At 39.9% G+C, this 17923-nt stretch carries 11 protein-coding genes and 1 tRNA gene; 3 read left to right on the top strand and 9 right to left on the bottom strand.

Translation table 11 applies throughout. The annotated features are described in order from the left end of the window. Positions 1 to 116: 116 nt before the first annotated feature. The 8 genes from KJS36_RS09670 to KJS36_RS09635 form a co-directional block, all read right to left on the bottom strand. Complete coding sequence (locus KJS36_RS09670; protein WP_213536711.1) at positions 117 to 3476, bottom strand: KxYKxGKxW signal peptide domain-containing protein; 3360 nt, start codon at positions 3474 to 3476, stop codon at positions 117 to 119. 21 nt (positions 3477 to 3497) lie between these two features. After that, positions 3498 to 4250 (bottom strand): pilin N-terminal domain-containing protein, encoded by a 753-nt coding sequence (locus tag KJS36_RS09665; RefSeq protein WP_213536710.1) that lies wholly within the window; start codon positions 4248 to 4250, stop codon positions 3498 to 3500. Positions 4251 to 4268: 18 nt separating this feature from the next. Beyond that, positions 4269 to 5468 (bottom strand): class C sortase, encoded by a 1200-nt coding sequence (locus KJS36_RS09660; RefSeq protein ID WP_213536709.1) that lies wholly within the window; start codon positions 5466 to 5468, stop codon positions 4269 to 4271. 106 nt (positions 5469 to 5574) lie between these two features. Beyond that, a complete protein-coding gene (locus tag KJS36_RS09655; RefSeq protein ID WP_213536708.1) occupies positions 5575 to 7449 on the bottom strand; it encodes a beta strand repeat-containing protein in 1875 nt (624 codons plus the stop codon). A gap of 858 nt (positions 7450 to 8307) precedes the next feature. Further along, positions 8308 to 9684 (bottom strand): argininosuccinate lyase, encoded by a 1377-nt coding sequence (gene argH / locus KJS36_RS09650; protein ID WP_213536707.1) that lies wholly within the window; start codon positions 9682 to 9684, stop codon positions 8308 to 8310. A gap of 35 nt (positions 9685 to 9719) precedes the next feature. Beyond that, positions 9720 to 11657 (bottom strand): DUF2207 domain-containing protein, encoded by a 1938-nt coding sequence (locus tag KJS36_RS09645; protein WP_213536706.1) that lies wholly within the window; start codon positions 11655 to 11657, stop codon positions 9720 to 9722. Positions 11658 to 11660: 3 nt separating this feature from the next. Then, positions 11661 to 12227 carry a LemA family protein gene (locus tag KJS36_RS09640; protein WP_213536804.1) on the bottom strand — a complete coding sequence of 189 codons (567 nt, stop codon included), beginning with the start codon at positions 12225 to 12227 and terminating at the stop codon, positions 11661 to 11663. A 394-nt stretch (positions 12228 to 12621) separates the two neighbouring features. Further along, complete coding sequence (locus KJS36_RS09635; protein ID WP_213536705.1) at positions 12622 to 13818, bottom strand: argininosuccinate synthase; 1197 nt, start codon at positions 13816 to 13818, stop codon at positions 12622 to 12624. 462 nt (positions 13819 to 14280) lie between these two features. On the opposite strand from KJS36_RS09635, the gene KJS36_RS09630 reads away from it, so the two are divergent. Continuing rightward, positions 14281 to 14368 (top strand) — tRNA-Ser (locus tag KJS36_RS09630). Positions 14369 to 14564: 196 nt separating this feature from the next. On the opposite strand, the gene KJS36_RS09625 is transcribed toward KJS36_RS09630, so the two are convergent. Continuing rightward, complete coding sequence (locus KJS36_RS09625; RefSeq protein ID WP_213536704.1) at positions 14565 to 16124, bottom strand: hypothetical protein; 1560 nt, start codon at positions 16122 to 16124, stop codon at positions 14565 to 14567. 247 nt (positions 16125 to 16371) lie between these two features. Between KJS36_RS09625 and rnhC the strand changes: the two genes are divergently transcribed. Continuing rightward, positions 16372 to 17265 carry a ribonuclease HIII gene (gene rnhC, locus KJS36_RS09620; protein ID WP_213536703.1) on the top strand — a complete coding sequence of 298 codons (894 nt, stop codon included), beginning with the start codon at positions 16372 to 16374 and terminating at the stop codon, positions 17263 to 17265. Positions 17266 to 17271: 6 nt separating this feature from the next. Continuing rightward, positions 17272 to 17898 carry a signal peptidase I gene (gene lepB, locus KJS36_RS09615; protein WP_213536702.1) on the top strand — a complete coding sequence of 209 codons (627 nt, stop codon included), beginning with the start codon at positions 17272 to 17274 and terminating at the stop codon, positions 17896 to 17898. Positions 17899 to 17923 lie beyond the last annotated feature (25 nt).

Raw genomic sequence — 17923 nt, 5'->3', positions numbered from 1 at the left:
TTTAGAAAACGCTTCAACAAGCATTAACTCGTCCATTAGAAAATAAAAAAAGCACTAGTATAAACTAGTGCTCCCACAGAAAATTCACAATTCTTCTCAAGCAAAAAAACGAAGAATTAATCCTTCGTTTTTGTTTTTCCTTCATAATTCACTTCTACTTTTCTACGTTTGATGATAAAAGCACTCGTCAATAGTCCAAAAGCAAGGAGAGCAAGGACACTTGGTGTCAACCAGCTTCCTGCAAATGGAAGCTCAAACGGTGGCGCCACAGTAATCGTATCTGTCGTACTGACTAATACAGTCTGTCCTGCACTATTGGTGTAGGTATAAGTCACTAAAAAGCTGTAGGTTCCTGATTGGTTGAGTTTACCCGAAGCAATCAATACTTTTCCTGCATTCGTTACTGTGATGTCACTCAGTTGTAGCTTTGATGTGGCGCTATTCCCATTATTATCTGCAAACTGGAGATTGGAAACCGTCGCATTGGTTACTGTTGCACCTGCTGCTAGACTAGTAAAAGGTGTATTATCTGCGATGACATTGACATCATTGGGGCTCGCGTAGCTGTTTTGTCCAAGGGTTTGATTGCTTTCAGTTCCTGTGATACTTTGGTCTATCCCGACACTCGTACTAAAGCCATAAGCTCCGACAACCGTTACGGTTGCTGTTTTCGTCGTTGTAGCCATATTTACAGGGTCTGTATACGTATAGTTAATCGTATAAGTTCCCGGAACATTCATGTTAGGAGTTGTAGCAGAATAACCATTAGGCCCTGTCACAGTAACATTAATATTTCCATTTATGTACGTCGAATCTGTAGAGCTCCCATTGGTATCTGTAACAGAGCTAATATTATCTGTTCTCTTCCAAGTTGAACCCGTCGCAAGTAGTGTATTTTTAGTCGTTACAGTTGCTGTAATCGGTGTATAGACGACTGCAAAGTTAGCGATTTTACCCGTGCTAATCAAACCATTACTTCCCGCAGCAACCGTTGCTAAAGATGCAGCGCTTGACATCGTGCTAAAGTTATAGCCCGATAGAGCACCATAGCTCCCCGCTGTTCCGGAAAGTAATGCCCCAGAAGGTCCTGCCGCTGCTGCAGAAGACCACGACGCATCTGTAGGAACGTAAGATGAGTTAGCTCCACCACTTGTCAAAAGCAAGACACTATAGCTGTAGCCTTTCACCGCAAGACTTGCATCCGTTGGAAAGACTGCATAGCTATTATAATATTCCCCCGTAGTCATCCGCCAAGTATTTGCTGCATTAGAAAATCCTGCCGAAGTCGGGGCGCTCGATGCATTATAGGTGGAGTTCGGCGCATAATAGCCATAATTTGAGCCAGCAGATGATGCACCAGACGTGAGCGCTGCTCCACTAGAAGCCTGTGTTTTCAGATAAATCTCTCCCTGTGCAGCGCTATTCGCCGCATAGGTAAAGTCCATCTCCGTACTGCTCGCAGGCACGGTAAAAGCAGAAACCATTGCTGGTTGAGCCGAAGAAGACATCGCACTATAAGCATAGACCGCTAAGTTAGAACCTGATGAAGACACAAGCGTGCTACCTCCAGACATGAGATACATACTCGTCGCTGAACCTGCACTATTATATGCCTGAGAGAGAGTATAGCCATTGTAATTAATGGTTGAAATAGTGTAACCCGCAGGAATATTGGCAGGCGTTCGACCCATTGCGTTCCAATAGGCTGCGTTACTTAAAATAGCTCCTGTTGTCGCACTTGAATACTGGACGGCGCTTGGAAGACTGGCTTGGAGTGAGCCTGTCGCTGCGGCTGAGCTCGCACCCGGCGTATTGCTCGCTGTCCATGCCGTTGTCGTTGTCACAGCTTGTGAGTTCGCAGAGGCAACAATCGTAAACGTTGGGTTCGCACCTGCGCCTGCAAAAGTCCCCGCCGCAGCGCTATATTGTGAGTCATAAGCCGACTCCGCCGAAGTCAACGTCGAATAACTTGTGTTAACATACACATAGCTCGTCGTGTAGCCCGCTGGCGCACTCGTCACCGACGGCGCAGGAATCACTCCATCTGTATAGCCACTCGTCACGGATGCAGATGACGTTGCCCCCCAAGCAGAACCCGGCGTGTTTGCTGCAAGTGAATAATTAAAGGTCGCAGACTGAGAGTTTGGTGTGTAGTAAGCCGAAATTGAAGAAGTTCCCCCGCCAACAATGACAGGCGCTGTCGCACCAGAATAAGTATAGCCCGCAAAGGATGGTGCTGCAAAGTCATACGCATCCGACGCAGCTGGTGCACCACTTGCCACAACACCAACTCTTGCACCAATATCAGCAGTGATTGTGTCAGTACTTTTTTTATAAACAGTTGCCGAAGTTGAAGTATTGATGTAATTGACCGCAATAGGAGATTGTGCCATCGTTGCTGAATAAGAGTTAATCGAAAGAGTATTAGCAAGATAGTATTGAGAGCCATGTGCCGCCTGAAGACCTAATTGCATATTTGATTGCAAGGTCAAATTTGTATAAGTCAACGTATTACCATTGATGGTCATCGTGAGTGTACCCGTTGTCGTCCCAGCACTCGGCGCCCAAGTCAAAGCCATGCTGTCATAGGCGCTAGAGTTAGCCACACTTGAGTAGGGCACGGAAGCAATCCAAGGATTTGTTCCCGTTGCTGCACTACTACTCCAAGCGTTATTTTGTCCCCCGTTCAACGTACCAACTGCCCCCGCACCGTTTGTGGCGAGTATCACTGCCGTACTCGATGTTTGAAAACTTCCATCACCTGTGCCAACATATTGATCTCGACCTGCAAAAATAGCATTGTTAAGACCAGCAATCCCATCACCGACTGCATTTGCTGTATTTAAATTTTGCCCTCCCGTAAAGCTTTCGCCAGCAGGTACAAGTAAGAAGCCGTAACCTGCTCCAGGATTATACCCAGAAGCATACGGACCACTCGCGGCACTAACAGAAATTGAAAATGCTGATGCAGCATTGATGATAGCGTTCAGACTTGCATAACCTGCTTGAGGAGTAGCCGCAGCACTTACTAAGGTCACACTACTCCCTGACCAAGCTGGCGTATAGCCAGAGCCGGATTGTCCCCATGCAGCCCCTCCCGTCAGTGTCGCTAAACTCCCAGCAGTAGTATAACCTGATAACCCAGAGCCAATTGTTAAGGCTGGCATCTTGACGGCTGCTCCCGATCCCGTCAGCCCAGTAGTTGTCGCTGTCGCCGCCTGTACAACTGTCTTAAGCATAAGTGGTGTAAAAGCTGGCTCAATCCCTCCTGCAAGAAGCATCAAAGAAGTTGCACCATAAACCCAACGTTTGCCACTTTTCCACATCCGGAAATTCGTCTGTTGCCTCATGGTATGAGTATGAGAACTGTCTTTTTTCAGCGTATCATTCTCTTTTAAGGTCCGTTGTCTACGTTGTGAACGATTTGCCAAGTGACTTGTTCCACGAAAATTTTTATCATGTCTATAATGACTCATCCTCATCCGCTTCTCCTTTCATTAGAGTGATTGTTGTTCTTCTTTATCTTTTTGTCTACGCTTGATGAAAATCGCAAGAAAAAGTAATATAGCACCCCCTATCACAAGTGAAATAGATTGCGCCGTCCCTGTTTTTGGTAATTTTCCTAAGATTTTTTGATAAGGGTTTTTTGCTTTCGGTTTTTCTTTGTTTTTTGGTATTGGTGTTATCGGTCTAGGCTTCGACGGAGGTGTTGGTGATGTCTTTTCCTCATCAACACTCGACTTAGGATAAAGATAGATTGTGCTAAGATAACTATTACTTTGTGTATCCCAACTAGGAAGTGAAAGCAAAACAGGAGCTTCCGGTTTCATTAAGCCGGCAGCAGCATTACTTTCTTCACTCACTATATAATAACCATCTGTCAGAACTAAGCTTGCTGTCCCTTGACTATTTGTCGTGATAGTTTGTACATCCCCCTCTTTTTGATAAGTCGCTGAGTTCGACAAGTTCACTGTCTGCGCACCCGTTGCTACAACTTTTTGGATACCATAAGAGATATTTGCCAACGCTTTAAGTTCTTTACCTGTATTATCATAGACAGGCATATTATTGATTTCCTCACCTGTATCAATCGTTTGGTCTGGTGCAAATCCTGTTGCCCCTTTACTCAGTCCATACTTCACTATAGTGAGTATTTGCGTATGTTGGTCTGCTTTTACAGTAAAAGTCAAGCTCAACACTCCAATGAAAAAGAGGAGCATTGAAAAAACTTGAACACTTTTTTTCATCATTACTCCTCCTTTCATTCCTTAGTTTTTCTTTGTTTCTTTTTCAACTTGAATGCTTTTTATGTATTTAAGATGTTTCATAGCATCTTCTGACTTTAAAGTATATTGTTCAATTTTTCTCATTCTATGATAAGGATAGTTGGGAATTGGACCTATGATAAGTTCATATTCTTTCCCCTCGTAGCCTGTACTTAGATTTGCTGTGACATATTCTTGCCAGTTATCACTTTTTGCCTTGAAAATACGTCTGGATATTTCTTTGACTTTCTTCAAGCGATAGACGTTAAGCACTGTCTTTTCTTGTTCTTTCGCCCATATCTTAGCGATATGTTTGGAACTTGTCAGATAAAATCCTCTACCAAACGTCCCCGAACTTTGCCCCTCTATGAGACTTGGCTCTTTAAGAACTTTCAGACTGACCTGATAAAGTTTGCGCCGTCTCAAAAGCAAGAGAGCAAGTAACCAGAGCAGAGCGAGAAAAGCAAGACTTGCTGAACCTGTAAATACCCAGAAATTATAACCAAACTGATTACGATTAATTGTTTCTGACGGTACTTTCTTTGTGAGTGCTATCCTATCGCCTGTCACAAGGAGACGTTTATTATTGATACCTGTTGGATAACAAGTCACAAGTGTAGCTAAATCTTCGCCTTTAACAATACTCAACGAACCAACTTGATTGGGATTGACAATTTTGATGTTAATCACTTGATATTTCAGTTCCAAATTGAACGTGTGGATATAGAAAACATCGCCTTTTTGCAACTTGTCAAGATTGGTAAATAAAGTATTGTTCACTCGTCCGGAATGAGCTGCAAGGACTGTATGCGTATTGAGTCCACCAATCGGAAGACTGGTCTGTTGCATATGTCCTACGCCCATAGCAAGTGTACTTTCGGCGTCCCCATGATAAATCGGAATATCCCTCACTTGTATCTGCGGAATTGTGATATAGCCCATCATTCCTGAGCTATTGATTTTTAGCTCTTGTTGGTAGTTGGGAACATCGCCTTTCCAAGGCAGGTGCTGACTCATTGCATAGATATAATCATTATAGAGCTTTGCGTTGTAGAGCTTCGCATTATCAAGGATTTTTTTAGTTTTATTTGCCCCAAGATGCGAGACGGTATCATTGTAGCGCTGAACAATCGTCACAGACTGACGTGAGGCAAAATAGTTGACAACTATCGGATAGAAAAGGACACCGAGCGCTATCACCATGAGAATGGTTGATAAAATATTACGAAGGGAATGTTTCTTTATCTTGGCGGCTTTTTTATGTTTATTTTCCGTCAGAGTTTCCTCCCTTCATCTATTTCATATGACTTTATTTTACTTCGTGAACTTCTTCGTCAGCGTTCTTACGACGACGGATTGCAAAGGCTGCAAGTCCTGCAACTGATGCGATAATCACGATACCAGCAAGACCTTCGCCACCTGTAAATGGAAGTGCAAATGGTTTTTGGTTGGCAATTTCATTATCAGTTGCTGTTGGTGTAGTATCCGCTAAAAGGGCTGTTTGTCCGCCTGTTGAGCTACCATAATTAATCGTCGCATTCTTTTGTCCAAAGACATTATCACCAGTTGTTGCCGCTGGAAGCTGATAGCCAGTAGGTGCTTTGACTTCGACTGCATAGTAGTTATCCGTATTATATTGGTCAACATTGTTATCCACAAGGTTCAAACCAGTGAAAGCTGCTGTACCATTTGATGTTGTCACAGTAATCGCTGTTGTTGCCGTTGTATCTGCGGTACCTGTTGTATCTCCTGTAACAAATGAAGCAGAACCTAAAGTCATCTTACTTGGTGTAAATGTTGCAGTATTTGTGAAACTTGCACTATTTGCTTCAACAAGCGCAATCGCATCTGCTTGACTTGCCGCTTTGACAAGGGTAAATGTCGCACCTGATGCTGTAATCGGGTTCGTTCCATCTGTCTTCGTGAAGTCAAGTCCACCGACATTGACCGTTGTGACGATAGGAGTTGTCGTTGAAAGAACTGCACCATAAGCATTTGTGATAGCAGTCGTTGCTGAATCTTGCACTTGTCCAACTGTGCCGCCATTGACTGTCGCAGAATATTGCGCATTGATGATGACTTGACCGACATTGCTACCAGTAGATCCACCATTAGCTGCAATCGCTGTTTCAAGCTTATCCATTCCAGAACTTGTCAACGTGATAGCACCTGTTGAAGCATCATAATTATAGTCAGCGCCAGATACTAAGGTACCAAGATAGTTCCCGCTAGTATCTGTGTAAGAAACAGTCGGTGTGCCTGCTGTAACAGTTGAAGGTAGGGTGTCTGTGATAGTATAAGTACCATAAACATTACTGCCATTACCATTATTGACCATAGAGCTATCAAAGACAGAGTTCACGTTGAAATAAACTTTATCGCCAGCACCCGCTGTCGTCGTATTAGCTGAACCGTCAGCTGCAGTCAATCCATTGTCAGTTGAAAATGTTGCATTTTCATCCTGTGTGGTACCATCGCCATTTAGGTCAGTGACTGAGGGGGCAACAACACTGTTTGGCGTATTAGTTGAGCCATCATTAGAAGTTGCATTTGTAGTGACTGTATCTGTCACACCTGATGATTTAGACATATCTAGTTTTGGATAAACATTGACTGTACCAGCTGTTGAGTCTTCACTATTGACCTGAACGATGAAGTCCGCAACTGTGGCAATACCATTGACTGTTGTCACTTGATGGAAGTCATAGTAGCCATCAGCAAGTTTATCAAACTCTGCGACACCATTTGCATTTGTTGTCACTGGAGTTGATGAGCCAGCTGTATAAGTGCTAGTATCTCCTGGCACCATAGCAGAAGCTGTTGTTTTAGGTGTGATTGATGTTGCTGTGAATGTCACATTTGCCATCGTTCCACCTGTGACAGTCTGCGTTGTACCGTCATTTTTTGTTGTCCCTTGGTTACCTATTGCAGAGCCTCCAGAAGCACCTGGTGTTGTCGTGCCAGTCCCTGTATCTGTGTCAGTACCATTGTTATTGGTAGTTGCTGCTGTATTTGGCGCTGCCTGTTGAGCATTGATGATAACTGTACCATTAGAAATCTGGTCTTGTGTATCTGCTGCATTGACAACTGTTGAAAGATTGAGCGCTGCACCTCCGAGAGATACTGCTGCGAGAAGCCCGATACTTGCGATTGCGAATTTTTTATTGAGTGATTTGAGTGTCATTTGATTTCTCCTGTTTTGTTTTCTAATTAAAAATGTTACTGAGGTTTGATGTTGTGTACTAAGGTGATTTTCCTCGCGTATCTTTTAGCATAGGCTTCTCCTTTTTTAATATTGAATTTTCGTATTTTCAGTTGCTGGTTAGTGTTCCTTTTGTTAATCTTAACAAAAGGAACTTACTTGTAAGTTCGGATTTTTAGATATTTCCCAGAACTTACTCGCTAACTTTTAGTCATACTTTTTACGATATACAACTGAAAAATTCCTTGATTTTTTGCGATATTGCTTTTATATTATGTGTATTCATTATATTACGCTTTTCCTTTTTTGTCAATACTTTTACTTAGTTGTAACACTTTGTTTGATTTTAGATACTTTCCTTTTTATTTCGGCTTTCTATCAAGGTTTGTGAACTTTTGTGCATTAAGAAAAAGCGAGAAAAATCTTACTTCGCTTTTTCTCATTCTCATTTGTTGGAATTTTGTCATTTCAAAATATTCTGTTAATTATAAATAAAAAAAGAAACTAATTACAATTATTATTTGTAAATAGTTTCTTTTTTCCAGAATTAATAACGAGTACCAGAGCACGTTCATCGTTGATATCACAGATAAATCGATATTTCCCTTGAACCCGAGCAATATTTTACGACGAATTGAAATATCTAGTTTGTTGAAAGTTTTTTCAGCCTTTTTTTCAAAAGTCCAAGTGCATTTTTTAGTCATAATAGACCTGCACTTTTCAACATATCTTCCCTACTTACCGTTTCTTTGAACATTGTCTCCAAAGCTTCTTTGAGGAGAGTGAATATATTTATAAAAAATATCACTTACTAGAGCTAAGTGATACTTTTTCTATTCATTATAAACTTCTTCTTGCTTCTGCGATTTGGTTTTTGACAGAGGTGAAACTTGTTCCTCCTAAGGAATTTCTGCGTGCTACAGCTGTTTTAGACTGCAGAACATCGTAGATATCATCTTCTATCAGATTTGAAAGTTTTTGATAATCGGCGAGTTTGACGTCTTGTAGATAAATACCTTGTTTTGTACAATCAAGGACGAGTTTTCCAACAATTGCGTGTGCTTCGCGGAACGGAATACCTTTTGTAGCGAGGTAGTCGGCAAGTTCTGTTGCATTGGAAAAGTCTTTTTGCGTGGACGTTTCCATGATGTCTTTATTGACTTTCATCGTGTCAAGCATACCAGTCATCACAGCGAGAGCAGTTAAAATCGTATCCGCACTGTCAAACATTCCTTCTTTATCTTCTTGAAGGTCTTTATTGTAAGCAAGTGGCAAGCCTTTTAGGACAGTCAGTAATCCCATGAGATTGCCATAGACACGTCCTGTTTTTCCACGAATAAGCTCTGCCATATCAGGATTTTTCTTCTGTGGCATGATAGATGACCCTGTCGAATAGCTATCAGAAAGTGTCACAAACTTAAACTCATTACTACACCAAAGGAGAATTTCCTCACAAAGGCGGGAAAGGTGCATCATGAGAAGGCTGGCATTTGAGAGAAATTCCAAGATAAAATCACGGTCACTGACTGCGTCCATAGAGTTTGCATAGGGTTTTGAGAAGTCAAGGAGTTCTGTCGTCATTTCACGGTCAATCGGGAAAGTTGTTCCAGCTAGGGCTGCAGCTCCAAGTGGGTTTATATCTGTATGTTTGATATTGAACTCAAAACGTTCATAATCGCGTGTAAACATCTGGTAGTAAGCCATCAAATGCTGTCCAAAGCTGATAGGTTGAGCGTGCTGTAAATGTGTATATCCCGGCATAATCGTGTCAACTTGGTTGTCAGCAAGGTTGACAAGTGTCGTGCGAAGACTTTTCAGAGCTGATAAAACGTCTGTCAACGTTGCTTTGAGATAGAGGTGCATATCTGTAGCGACTTGGTCATTTCGTGAGCGAGCGGTGTGCAATTTTCCTGCAACTGTGCCGATTTCTGCATGAAGATAACTTTCCATATTCATATGAATATCTTCGTTTTCCAACTTGAACTCGATATCGCCATTGACAAGTTGTTGTTCTACTTTCTTTAGTCCATCTGCAATCTTAGCTGCTTCATCTGCTGAGATAATCCCTGTTGCTCCGAGCATTTTGACATGAGCCAATGAACCTTGTAAATCAAAGGGCGCGAGACGCTGCTCAAACTTTATAGATGCGCCAAATTCTTCTGTTTGTTTGTCAAGTGAGGCTTCAAATCTTCCACCCCAGAGTTTTTTTTCTGTCATTTTTTATTTCCTATTTAAAGTGATTGGTCGGGAGTTTAAAATGCTCCGCCTCCACCTCCGCCGCCTCCGCCAGAGAAGCCACCGCCTCCGGAGAAACCGCCTGAGTTTGTATTGATACTTGCTGCTGCATTGAAACTCGATACTGTATTATTTAATGTGCCACCGATTGCCCAGAACATTGGATTGTAAAAGCCAAATCCATAGCCTTCAAATCCTCCGCCAAGCTGGATACCTCGCGTATTCAGGAGTTTGATGACTTCATCAGCATAGCCAAACATTGCTGCAAAAACTAGATATCTATTCCAGAGGACAATACTGTCAAGTTTATCGTCATCAAGGTGTGCAATATCATGCAACATCTTGGAAAAAGCATTCCACTCAAACTGAGCTTGTACACCTGCTTCATTGGGTACACCATCTCTACTATAACTGCTTGATAATATCCCGACGTAAACGGCAAATGCTAGAGCTAAGCCCACAACTACTGCCAGTGGAACAACGAGTGTGAGTGGTTGAGCAAGATAGGTTTTTAAGACTGCTAAAACCACAATAATAAAGGAAACAATCGCAATCAGCCAGAATAATAGTGTGCTGAAAAATAGATTATTTTTTTCCTTACCAGTCAACATACGGAAGTTGTTTGCTAATTGCTTTTGTTGCATTTCTTGTCGAACTTGTCTGGCAATCCTGCCTTGTGTTTCAGCAAAATTTCCTTTTATCCGCTTGCCTTCTGATTGTTGTGTTGTTTTTGAGCCATGTCCGCTGACTTTATATTCATTAAAAGCATCGTTGACATTTAAGGTTGCAATCCCATGTCCGAAAACCATATCCACTATTTCTTCTTCACTTTTTGAAATTGCGCCAGCTTCTTGATACTTAGCTGTTTTCATGAGCGTTTCTTCGCCAACTGCTTTTAACACTTTACGGTCAATCAAATCAGTCAACACTGCCATTACCAAATTTCTAAAGTTAATCGGGTTTTCATTGCCCGCGGGAGAAAGTTCGTTGACATCGGTACTGTAAACATTGGCCGCGACTAAAAGTGGTGATAAATCTTGTGGTATCTGATATAATCGCAAATTGTTATCAAAGCTTGATTTTACAGTGAGTTGATTTATCAGACGCATCACGCGCCAGATGAGTAAAATGAGTAATAATGCTAGAGCAATCGGTGCTAGACAATACACTACAAGATTTATCAGACGAGATTTCCAAGCAATACTGTTTTCAGTTGAGTTAAAAGTTGCTAAACCTTCACTATCACCTGTCGCAACTGTCGGGAAAGCTTCTGAACTCCAGTAGCCATGAATGCCAAGGTCTGATCCTGCTGCAATCCGACGTGCGCTAAATGTGTAACCATTATCAAGTGAGATGGGTTTGATGGACTGATTAAGATAACCTAGATGAGCGGATAAATCTGTCTTTTTGGCTATTGGTGCTGTAATTTTGAAAGTGACATTGTTCAGAGGTGCTTGCCAATCAGAAATCGGCACCCAATTTAAGACAAAAACATCTTTATTAGCAAAAAGGATATTGGTAATGTGGTACACTACGCGTATCTCAACGCTATCGCCAGAGTTTCCGCCATTATATATCTTAGTTTCTAGTGCATTTGTTTCTTGTGTGGTTTGTACATCTTCGCTGGATAATGGAACGGCAATGCCATTTTTTGTTGCACTCACGGAATCTACTGTTGCATTGAAGCCAGTTGGAAGGTTGCCTCCCATACCGAAAGTTACAAACTGACCATTGAAACTATCATCAAACTGATAATGGATATTTTCTGTGAACGTTGCTGTATTATTATCATGAAGCACTAAATCACCGTCATAGCGTGTAATCGTATAACTGATATCTCCACTTGCACTTTTTTGAAATAATGGTGCGATGATTCCTGCAACAATGAGAAGTAGAGCTATAACGATGGCAATAGCTGCTATTTTTATTGCTGGTTTTCTTCCAAAAATTCTCATAAATTATAATCCGTTTTCGTCAAATTTCACATTTGGAACAACTTTTTCTGCTTCTGGTGTTTGCAAAAATTCTGATGCTTGGAAATTGAACATTCCTGCGAAAATATTTGTTGGGAATGTTTGTAATTTCATATTATAATTTGCTGTTGCTGAATTATAAAGTTGACGTGTGACAGCGATTTTGTCTTCGGTCGCTGAGAGTTCTAGCATGAGTTGTTGATAATTGGTATTTGCTTTGAGGTCTGGATAGGCTTCGGATACAGCAAATACTGTTTTTAAAGCTCCAGAAAGCTGGTCAGAGGCTTGCATGGTTTCTGCTGGGCCTGCTGAACCGCTGGCAATTTTCGAGCGCATTTCTGTTACTTTTTCAAGTGTGCCTTGCTCAAAACGTGCATAGCCTTTTACTGTTTCTAAGAGGTTTGGAATGAGGTCATTTCTTCGTTTGAGTTGAACGTCAATCTGGCTCCAAGCTTCTTTTGTCATCATACGCGCGCGGACTAAACCATTGTAGATACCTGCAATCGCGAGAACTAAGATGACAATGATAACGATGATGATAATTAAAGCAATCATGTTGTTTCTCCTTTTTTAGAGTTTTTTAATGTATGACTTGATTATATCATTTTTTTCTTAGATTTTTTTGAGAAATCCCTTTTTTAGTAGATTTTTCTTAATATTTTGTAAGCTCTGCCGTTTCGTTTCGCTCAGAGGGAAACTATTTTTACGGATAGACGTTGGGCTTCTAGATTGTAAAAATAGTTTCCATACTTCACTTTACTGATTGTAGTTGGAGCAAAATGGGCTGGACGGCTATTGAGCCAAAAGCTCTATAAAAAACGGTAGCGAGGTTCTCTGACCTCGCTCTTCCATTTTATTTGCTTATTTACAATAGGGACTCTCTGGTTCACTTTAATTGTGGGGGTCAATACTTTTTCTCTGAAAAGTTTAATTGATTGTTGTGATTTTAGTCTTCTTTGTTTACTTGTGCGTTGACTTGTGTTGGCAAGCCCCAAAGTTTGATGAAGCCAACGGCTGCTGCTTGGTCAAATTCGTCTGCGGCTGTGTATGTTGCTAATTTTTCATCGTAGAGTGAATTAGCTGATTTACGTCCGATTGGTGTTGCATTTCCTTTGAAAAGTTTGATTTTTACTGTTCCGTTGACAACTTTTTGAGTTTCGTCAAGGTAGTTAATAAGGGCTTGTGTGGCTGGATTGAACCACAGTCCATTGTAAATCAAGTTTGAAAGTTCGTTTTCGATGACTGGTTTAAAATGTGCGAGTTCACGAACAAATGTCAAATCTTCTAAGTCTTTGTGAGCTTTGAGGAGTGTCAATGCACCTGGACATTCGTAAAATTCACGTGATTTGATACCGACAAGGCGATTTTCGATGTGGTCGATACGTCCGATACCGTGTTTTCCAGCAAGAATGTTGACTTCGTTGACAAGTTTGTAGAGGTCCATTTTTTTGCCGTTGAGAGCTACTGGAAGTCCTGCTTCAAAATCAACGTCGATGTATTCTGCTTCGTCTGGTGCGTCTTCAACAGAACTTGTCATGAAGAAAGCATCTTCTGGGCAAGTATTCCAAGGATTTTCAAGAATACCTGCTTCAATCGCACGTCCCCAAAGGTTCATGTCAATAGAATATGGACTTTCGAGTGTTGAAGGAACTGGTACACCGTGTTCTTTGGCGTATGCAATTTCCTCTTCACGTGGCCAATGCCATTCGCGGACGGGTGCGATAACTTCGATTTCAGGAGCAAGTGAATGAATGGCTACTTCAAAACGAACTTGGTCATTTCCTTTACCTGTACAACCGTGAGCAATCGCTGTTGCGCCTGTTTCTTTGGCTACTTCGACGAGTTTTTTAGCAATCAAAGGACGGCTCAAAGCTGAAACAAGTGGATATTTATTTTCATACATCAAGTTTCCTTTGAGGGCTGCGCCAACGTAAATCTCAGCAAATTCTTTTTTACAATCAAGAACGTAAGACTCAACGGCTCCAATACTTAGGGCTTTATCATGAATGAAGTTTAAGTCTTTTCCTTCGCCAACGTCCATACAAGCTGCGATAACATCAAAGCCTTTGTCTGCTAACCATTTTACTGCAACACTTGTATCTAAACCACCTGAATAAGCTAAAACTACTTTTTGTTTTGTCATTATTTTTTCCTCTTTAGTTTTTAATATAAATACATTATAGTGCATAAAAATTCATTTGTCAAGAAAAATATCTGATTTTCTGCATTTTTATTTATGAAATTTTATTAAATAGCGATATTATGCAGATTTTCATTCTTTTTTTGATAAAATATTCATTTTTTATTTATATTTTTGAAAAATAAAATTGGCAGAGTTATCTAAAAAGTATATCACTTTAACGTTAGGAATTTCTGTGCTATAATAAGATTACAAAGTTAAGAGAGAGGTATTTAAGAAATATTGAGATGTTCTTCTTAAATTGCCTGAAACTTATCAAGAGGGAAACTCTATTTTCTCAATATAAGTACTTCTTTCTTATCACTAAAGCCAGGGCAGAGTTGGTAGTGTGTCGAAACATACCCAGACCCGAATGGTCAGATTTTAATTAGCTCTGCTCTTGGTTTTAATTGTTAAATATATTTTGGAGCCATGGCAGAGTGGTAATGCAACGGACTCGAAATCCGTCGAACGGGTTAATACCCGCGCATGGGTTCAAATCCCATTGACTCCTTATATGTAAGGTTGGAGAAATATTCAGTTCCTTGATATTTCTAACTCTTCCTTATATTGGTTCCCAAAAAGCTTTTAAATAAACTTTTTGGGATGATTAAGCTCCTTTTTCCTCCTGTTTCCCCATAACAGGAGGTTTTCTTTTTTATAATAAAAAATATGCTTCTGAAAGTGATATCAGAGACATATTTATCATGTTAATTTTTTAGTTTTTTCTTAAATATTCCTACACTTGCCATAATCAAAAATCCTAATAGGCTGGCAATCAAAGATTGTCTGGATGTTCCTGCTGTTTTTGGTAATTCTCTATTGGAATTTTGTTGTGGTAATACTTTTTGTTGTTGATTTTGATTTGTTGATTGGTTAGAAGTTGTTTTATGAGTTGAATTTGAATTTTGTTTTGATGTTTGTTCTGAGCTACTTTTTTGATGTTCTGTTTTTTGGATTGTTGGTTTTACTGGTATAATTGGTGCCTTTTTATTACTTGATGCTGAGTTGAGTTTCAAAATGACTGTATAATAAACTCGTCCGTCTCGCCCAATTTCTGAACCATATCCTACTTGTTTGACATTGTTTTGATATAGAAGATTATATTTTCTTTCTTGTGGTATATCACTTTTTTCTTTAGAAGTACCATGCAAGCCCAACACTCCGTAAGAAACTGCGTCTTCTTCTTCTCCCTCGCTAAGTTCATAAGGTAAGATGCTACTTGTTATTATGATTTCATCTTTATTTTGACTGATGTTATCACTGGCAAAGTTACTGGAATTTTCTATGGCTGAACTTTTTGCTTTTATTTCTAAATCTGCATCACGTTCGGCGGTTGTTAATTTCTTTAAATTTCTAAAATAATTTAGACCTGAGTAGAATTGTTCAGAAAATACTTCCATGTCTGGTTCAAAGATTCCGTCGCTTGGACGATAAAATAAAGTAATCTTTTTATTGATATCATCTTTTTCCCAATGGTCATAACTTAATCCTGGAATGGTTGGTGCTTCTACTTCATCTAAAGTTGATATGAAGTCTGTCCCAACTTTTTCGCCATCAAGATTTTGCATACTTACTTGGTAATCATTTGCCGATTTTTCGATTATTTTTTCTTTACCGTATTCGATAAAGACAACGTACTCGCCGTTTGGAATTCTTCCAATCGCTATCCCATACTTTTCGGCGCTTTTAGGTAGGGTTGCTGTTACTGCTGCAATTTCTTTATTATCACTACTGTCTGATGTGTTTTCTCCTTCATCGGACAGTTCTATAGGATTGGCAGAAAATGCGATGGTTTCACTTCCTAATGATGTGATACTTGTGTTTTCTAATGCTTTTTCTCTTTGAGAAGTTGTTAAGTTCTCTCTTTGCATATTGTCTTGGATTGCCAATGCCAGTCTTTGCTGAGCAAGTGCTGTTAGGTCAGCATCTTCGATGACATTATCTTGCTTAAAATTCTCTGCTACTTTGGATAAAATCTTGTTATAATCTGGTTGGTAAGCTGATGTTTCTGGTAGATATAATAAGACTTCTCCGTTATTACCTGCTGCATAGTCGTAAAGATAATTTTTGCCGTTTACTGAGATTTTTAAAGGAATGTTGTGACCGTCTATAGATGTTTCGATGACTTTCACTTGACCTTGAAATGCTGAAAAGGTGCTTTCATCTTCTAAAATAGGTGCTGTTTGACTATTATCAGATGTGCTTGTATCTGCTTTTGCACTGGCAGTTGCTCCTCCCAAAGCCATTGACAAAGTCAATACTGCCACTGATACTCCTAAAATTTGTTTCTTTTTAATAACTTTTCCCTCGTCTTTTCATTACTTTTTGTCTAATTAGTTTACTAATTGTATTATTGACGTTTTTTAGTATAGCATAATATTCAAATAATGTAAACTGGTTAATTAACCGGTTTACTATTTTTTATGAAAGAAAACATATAGATAAATGAAAGCTGTTTTTTTAAAATTGACGCTTAATTTCAAAATATGAGATTTTTGTGATAAAATAGTTTCTATGAATGTTGTACTTAATTTGGATGAAAAGATGTTGACTTTGCTTTTTGAGAAATATGCTTCTTCGCAACTTTCGTCTAAAAATCCTTATATTCGTTTTTATGCTAAAGTTTCTGGTACGACAATTTCGGTCTATAATTCTGGGAAAGTTGTTTTTCAGGGGAAAAATGCTGAAAAAATTGCTCAAGAATTTGGTTATATTGCGGAGAAAACGACTGTTTCTGTTAATAAGCAGGAGAATATCATCGGGACGGACGAAGTAGGAAATGGTTCTTACTTTGGTGGGCTGATGGTGGTGGCTAGTTTTGTGCGGGCTGAAGATATTTCTTTTTTGAGAAAACTTGGTGTTGCTGATTCTAAGAAGCTGACGGATGAAAAGATTTGTCAGATGGCTCCTAAATTGATGGAAAAAATCGTTCATGTTCCTCTTGTGGTTTCTCCTAAAAAGTATAACGAGGCGATTGAAAGTGGCTATAATGCTGTGAGTATCAAGGTGGCGTTACATAATCAGGCGATTTTTTTGTTGGAGAAGAAATTGGCTTATCCTCCAGAAAATGTGGTCATTGATGCTTTTACAACGAAGGAAAATTATAAGAAATACGTTAAACATGAGAAAAATCAGGTGCATTCGGCGATCACTTTATTGACGAAAGCGGAGGACCAGTTTTTGGCGGTGGCGGTGAGTTCGATTATCGCGCGTTCGCTTTTTTTGGAAAATTTGGAAGAACTTTCTGAAAAATCTGGTTTTCGATTGCCAAGTGGAGCTGGTAAGGCTTCTGATATGGTGGCTGCTGAGATTATCCAAAGTCGTGGTGTTGAGGCATTGCGCGAATTTGCGAAATTGCATTTTGCGAATACTAAAAAGGCGAGTTTACTCGCTCAAAACAGAAAGTGAATGTGTATGAAGAATTTTCTAAAAGAATGGGGCATTTTTATTGCTATCATTGCTATTGCTGTTTTATCTCGAATTTTTATTTGGTCGTTGGTCGTCGTTGATGGACATTCGATGGACCCGACTTTGGCGGATAGACAACGTTTAGTTCTTGTTAAGACGGCAAAAATCAATCGTTTTGATATTGTTGTGGCTAAGGAAACTTCTGATGGGCAGAATAAGGATATTGTGAAGCGCGTCATTGGTATGCCTGGTGATAAGATTACATTTGACCATGATAAATTGACGATTGATGGTAAAGTTTATAATGAGCCTTATTTGAAAGATTTTAAGAAGCAACTTGCTGATGGGCAGTTGGAGAAGACTTATGCGGCTTATCCGTTGACAAAAGATTTGGCAAGTGCTGACCGTTCATATTTTGTTCAGCTGGCGCAGCAGGCTAAGGCTTTTACTGTGAGCAATAGTTCTAGTCCTGTCTTTTCTGTGACTGTTCCGAAAGGGCAATATTTCTTGATGGGAGATAATCGAATTGTGTCGCGCGACAGTCGTGCTGTTGGGACTTTTTCACGGAAAGATATTGTGGGCGAGGCGAAATTACGTATTTGGCCTTTGAATAAGATTTCTTTGTTGAAATAATGTTAAAAAAAGCTTTTGACAGTTT

The organism is Lactococcus nasutitermitis, from assembly GCF_018403765.1.
Classification (GTDB): Bacteria; Bacillota; Bacilli; order Lactobacillales; family Streptococcaceae; genus Lactococcus; species Lactococcus nasutitermitis.
Note: the sequence above shows the minus strand (reverse complement) of the source record. Positions and strands in the feature narration are given on the sequence as shown.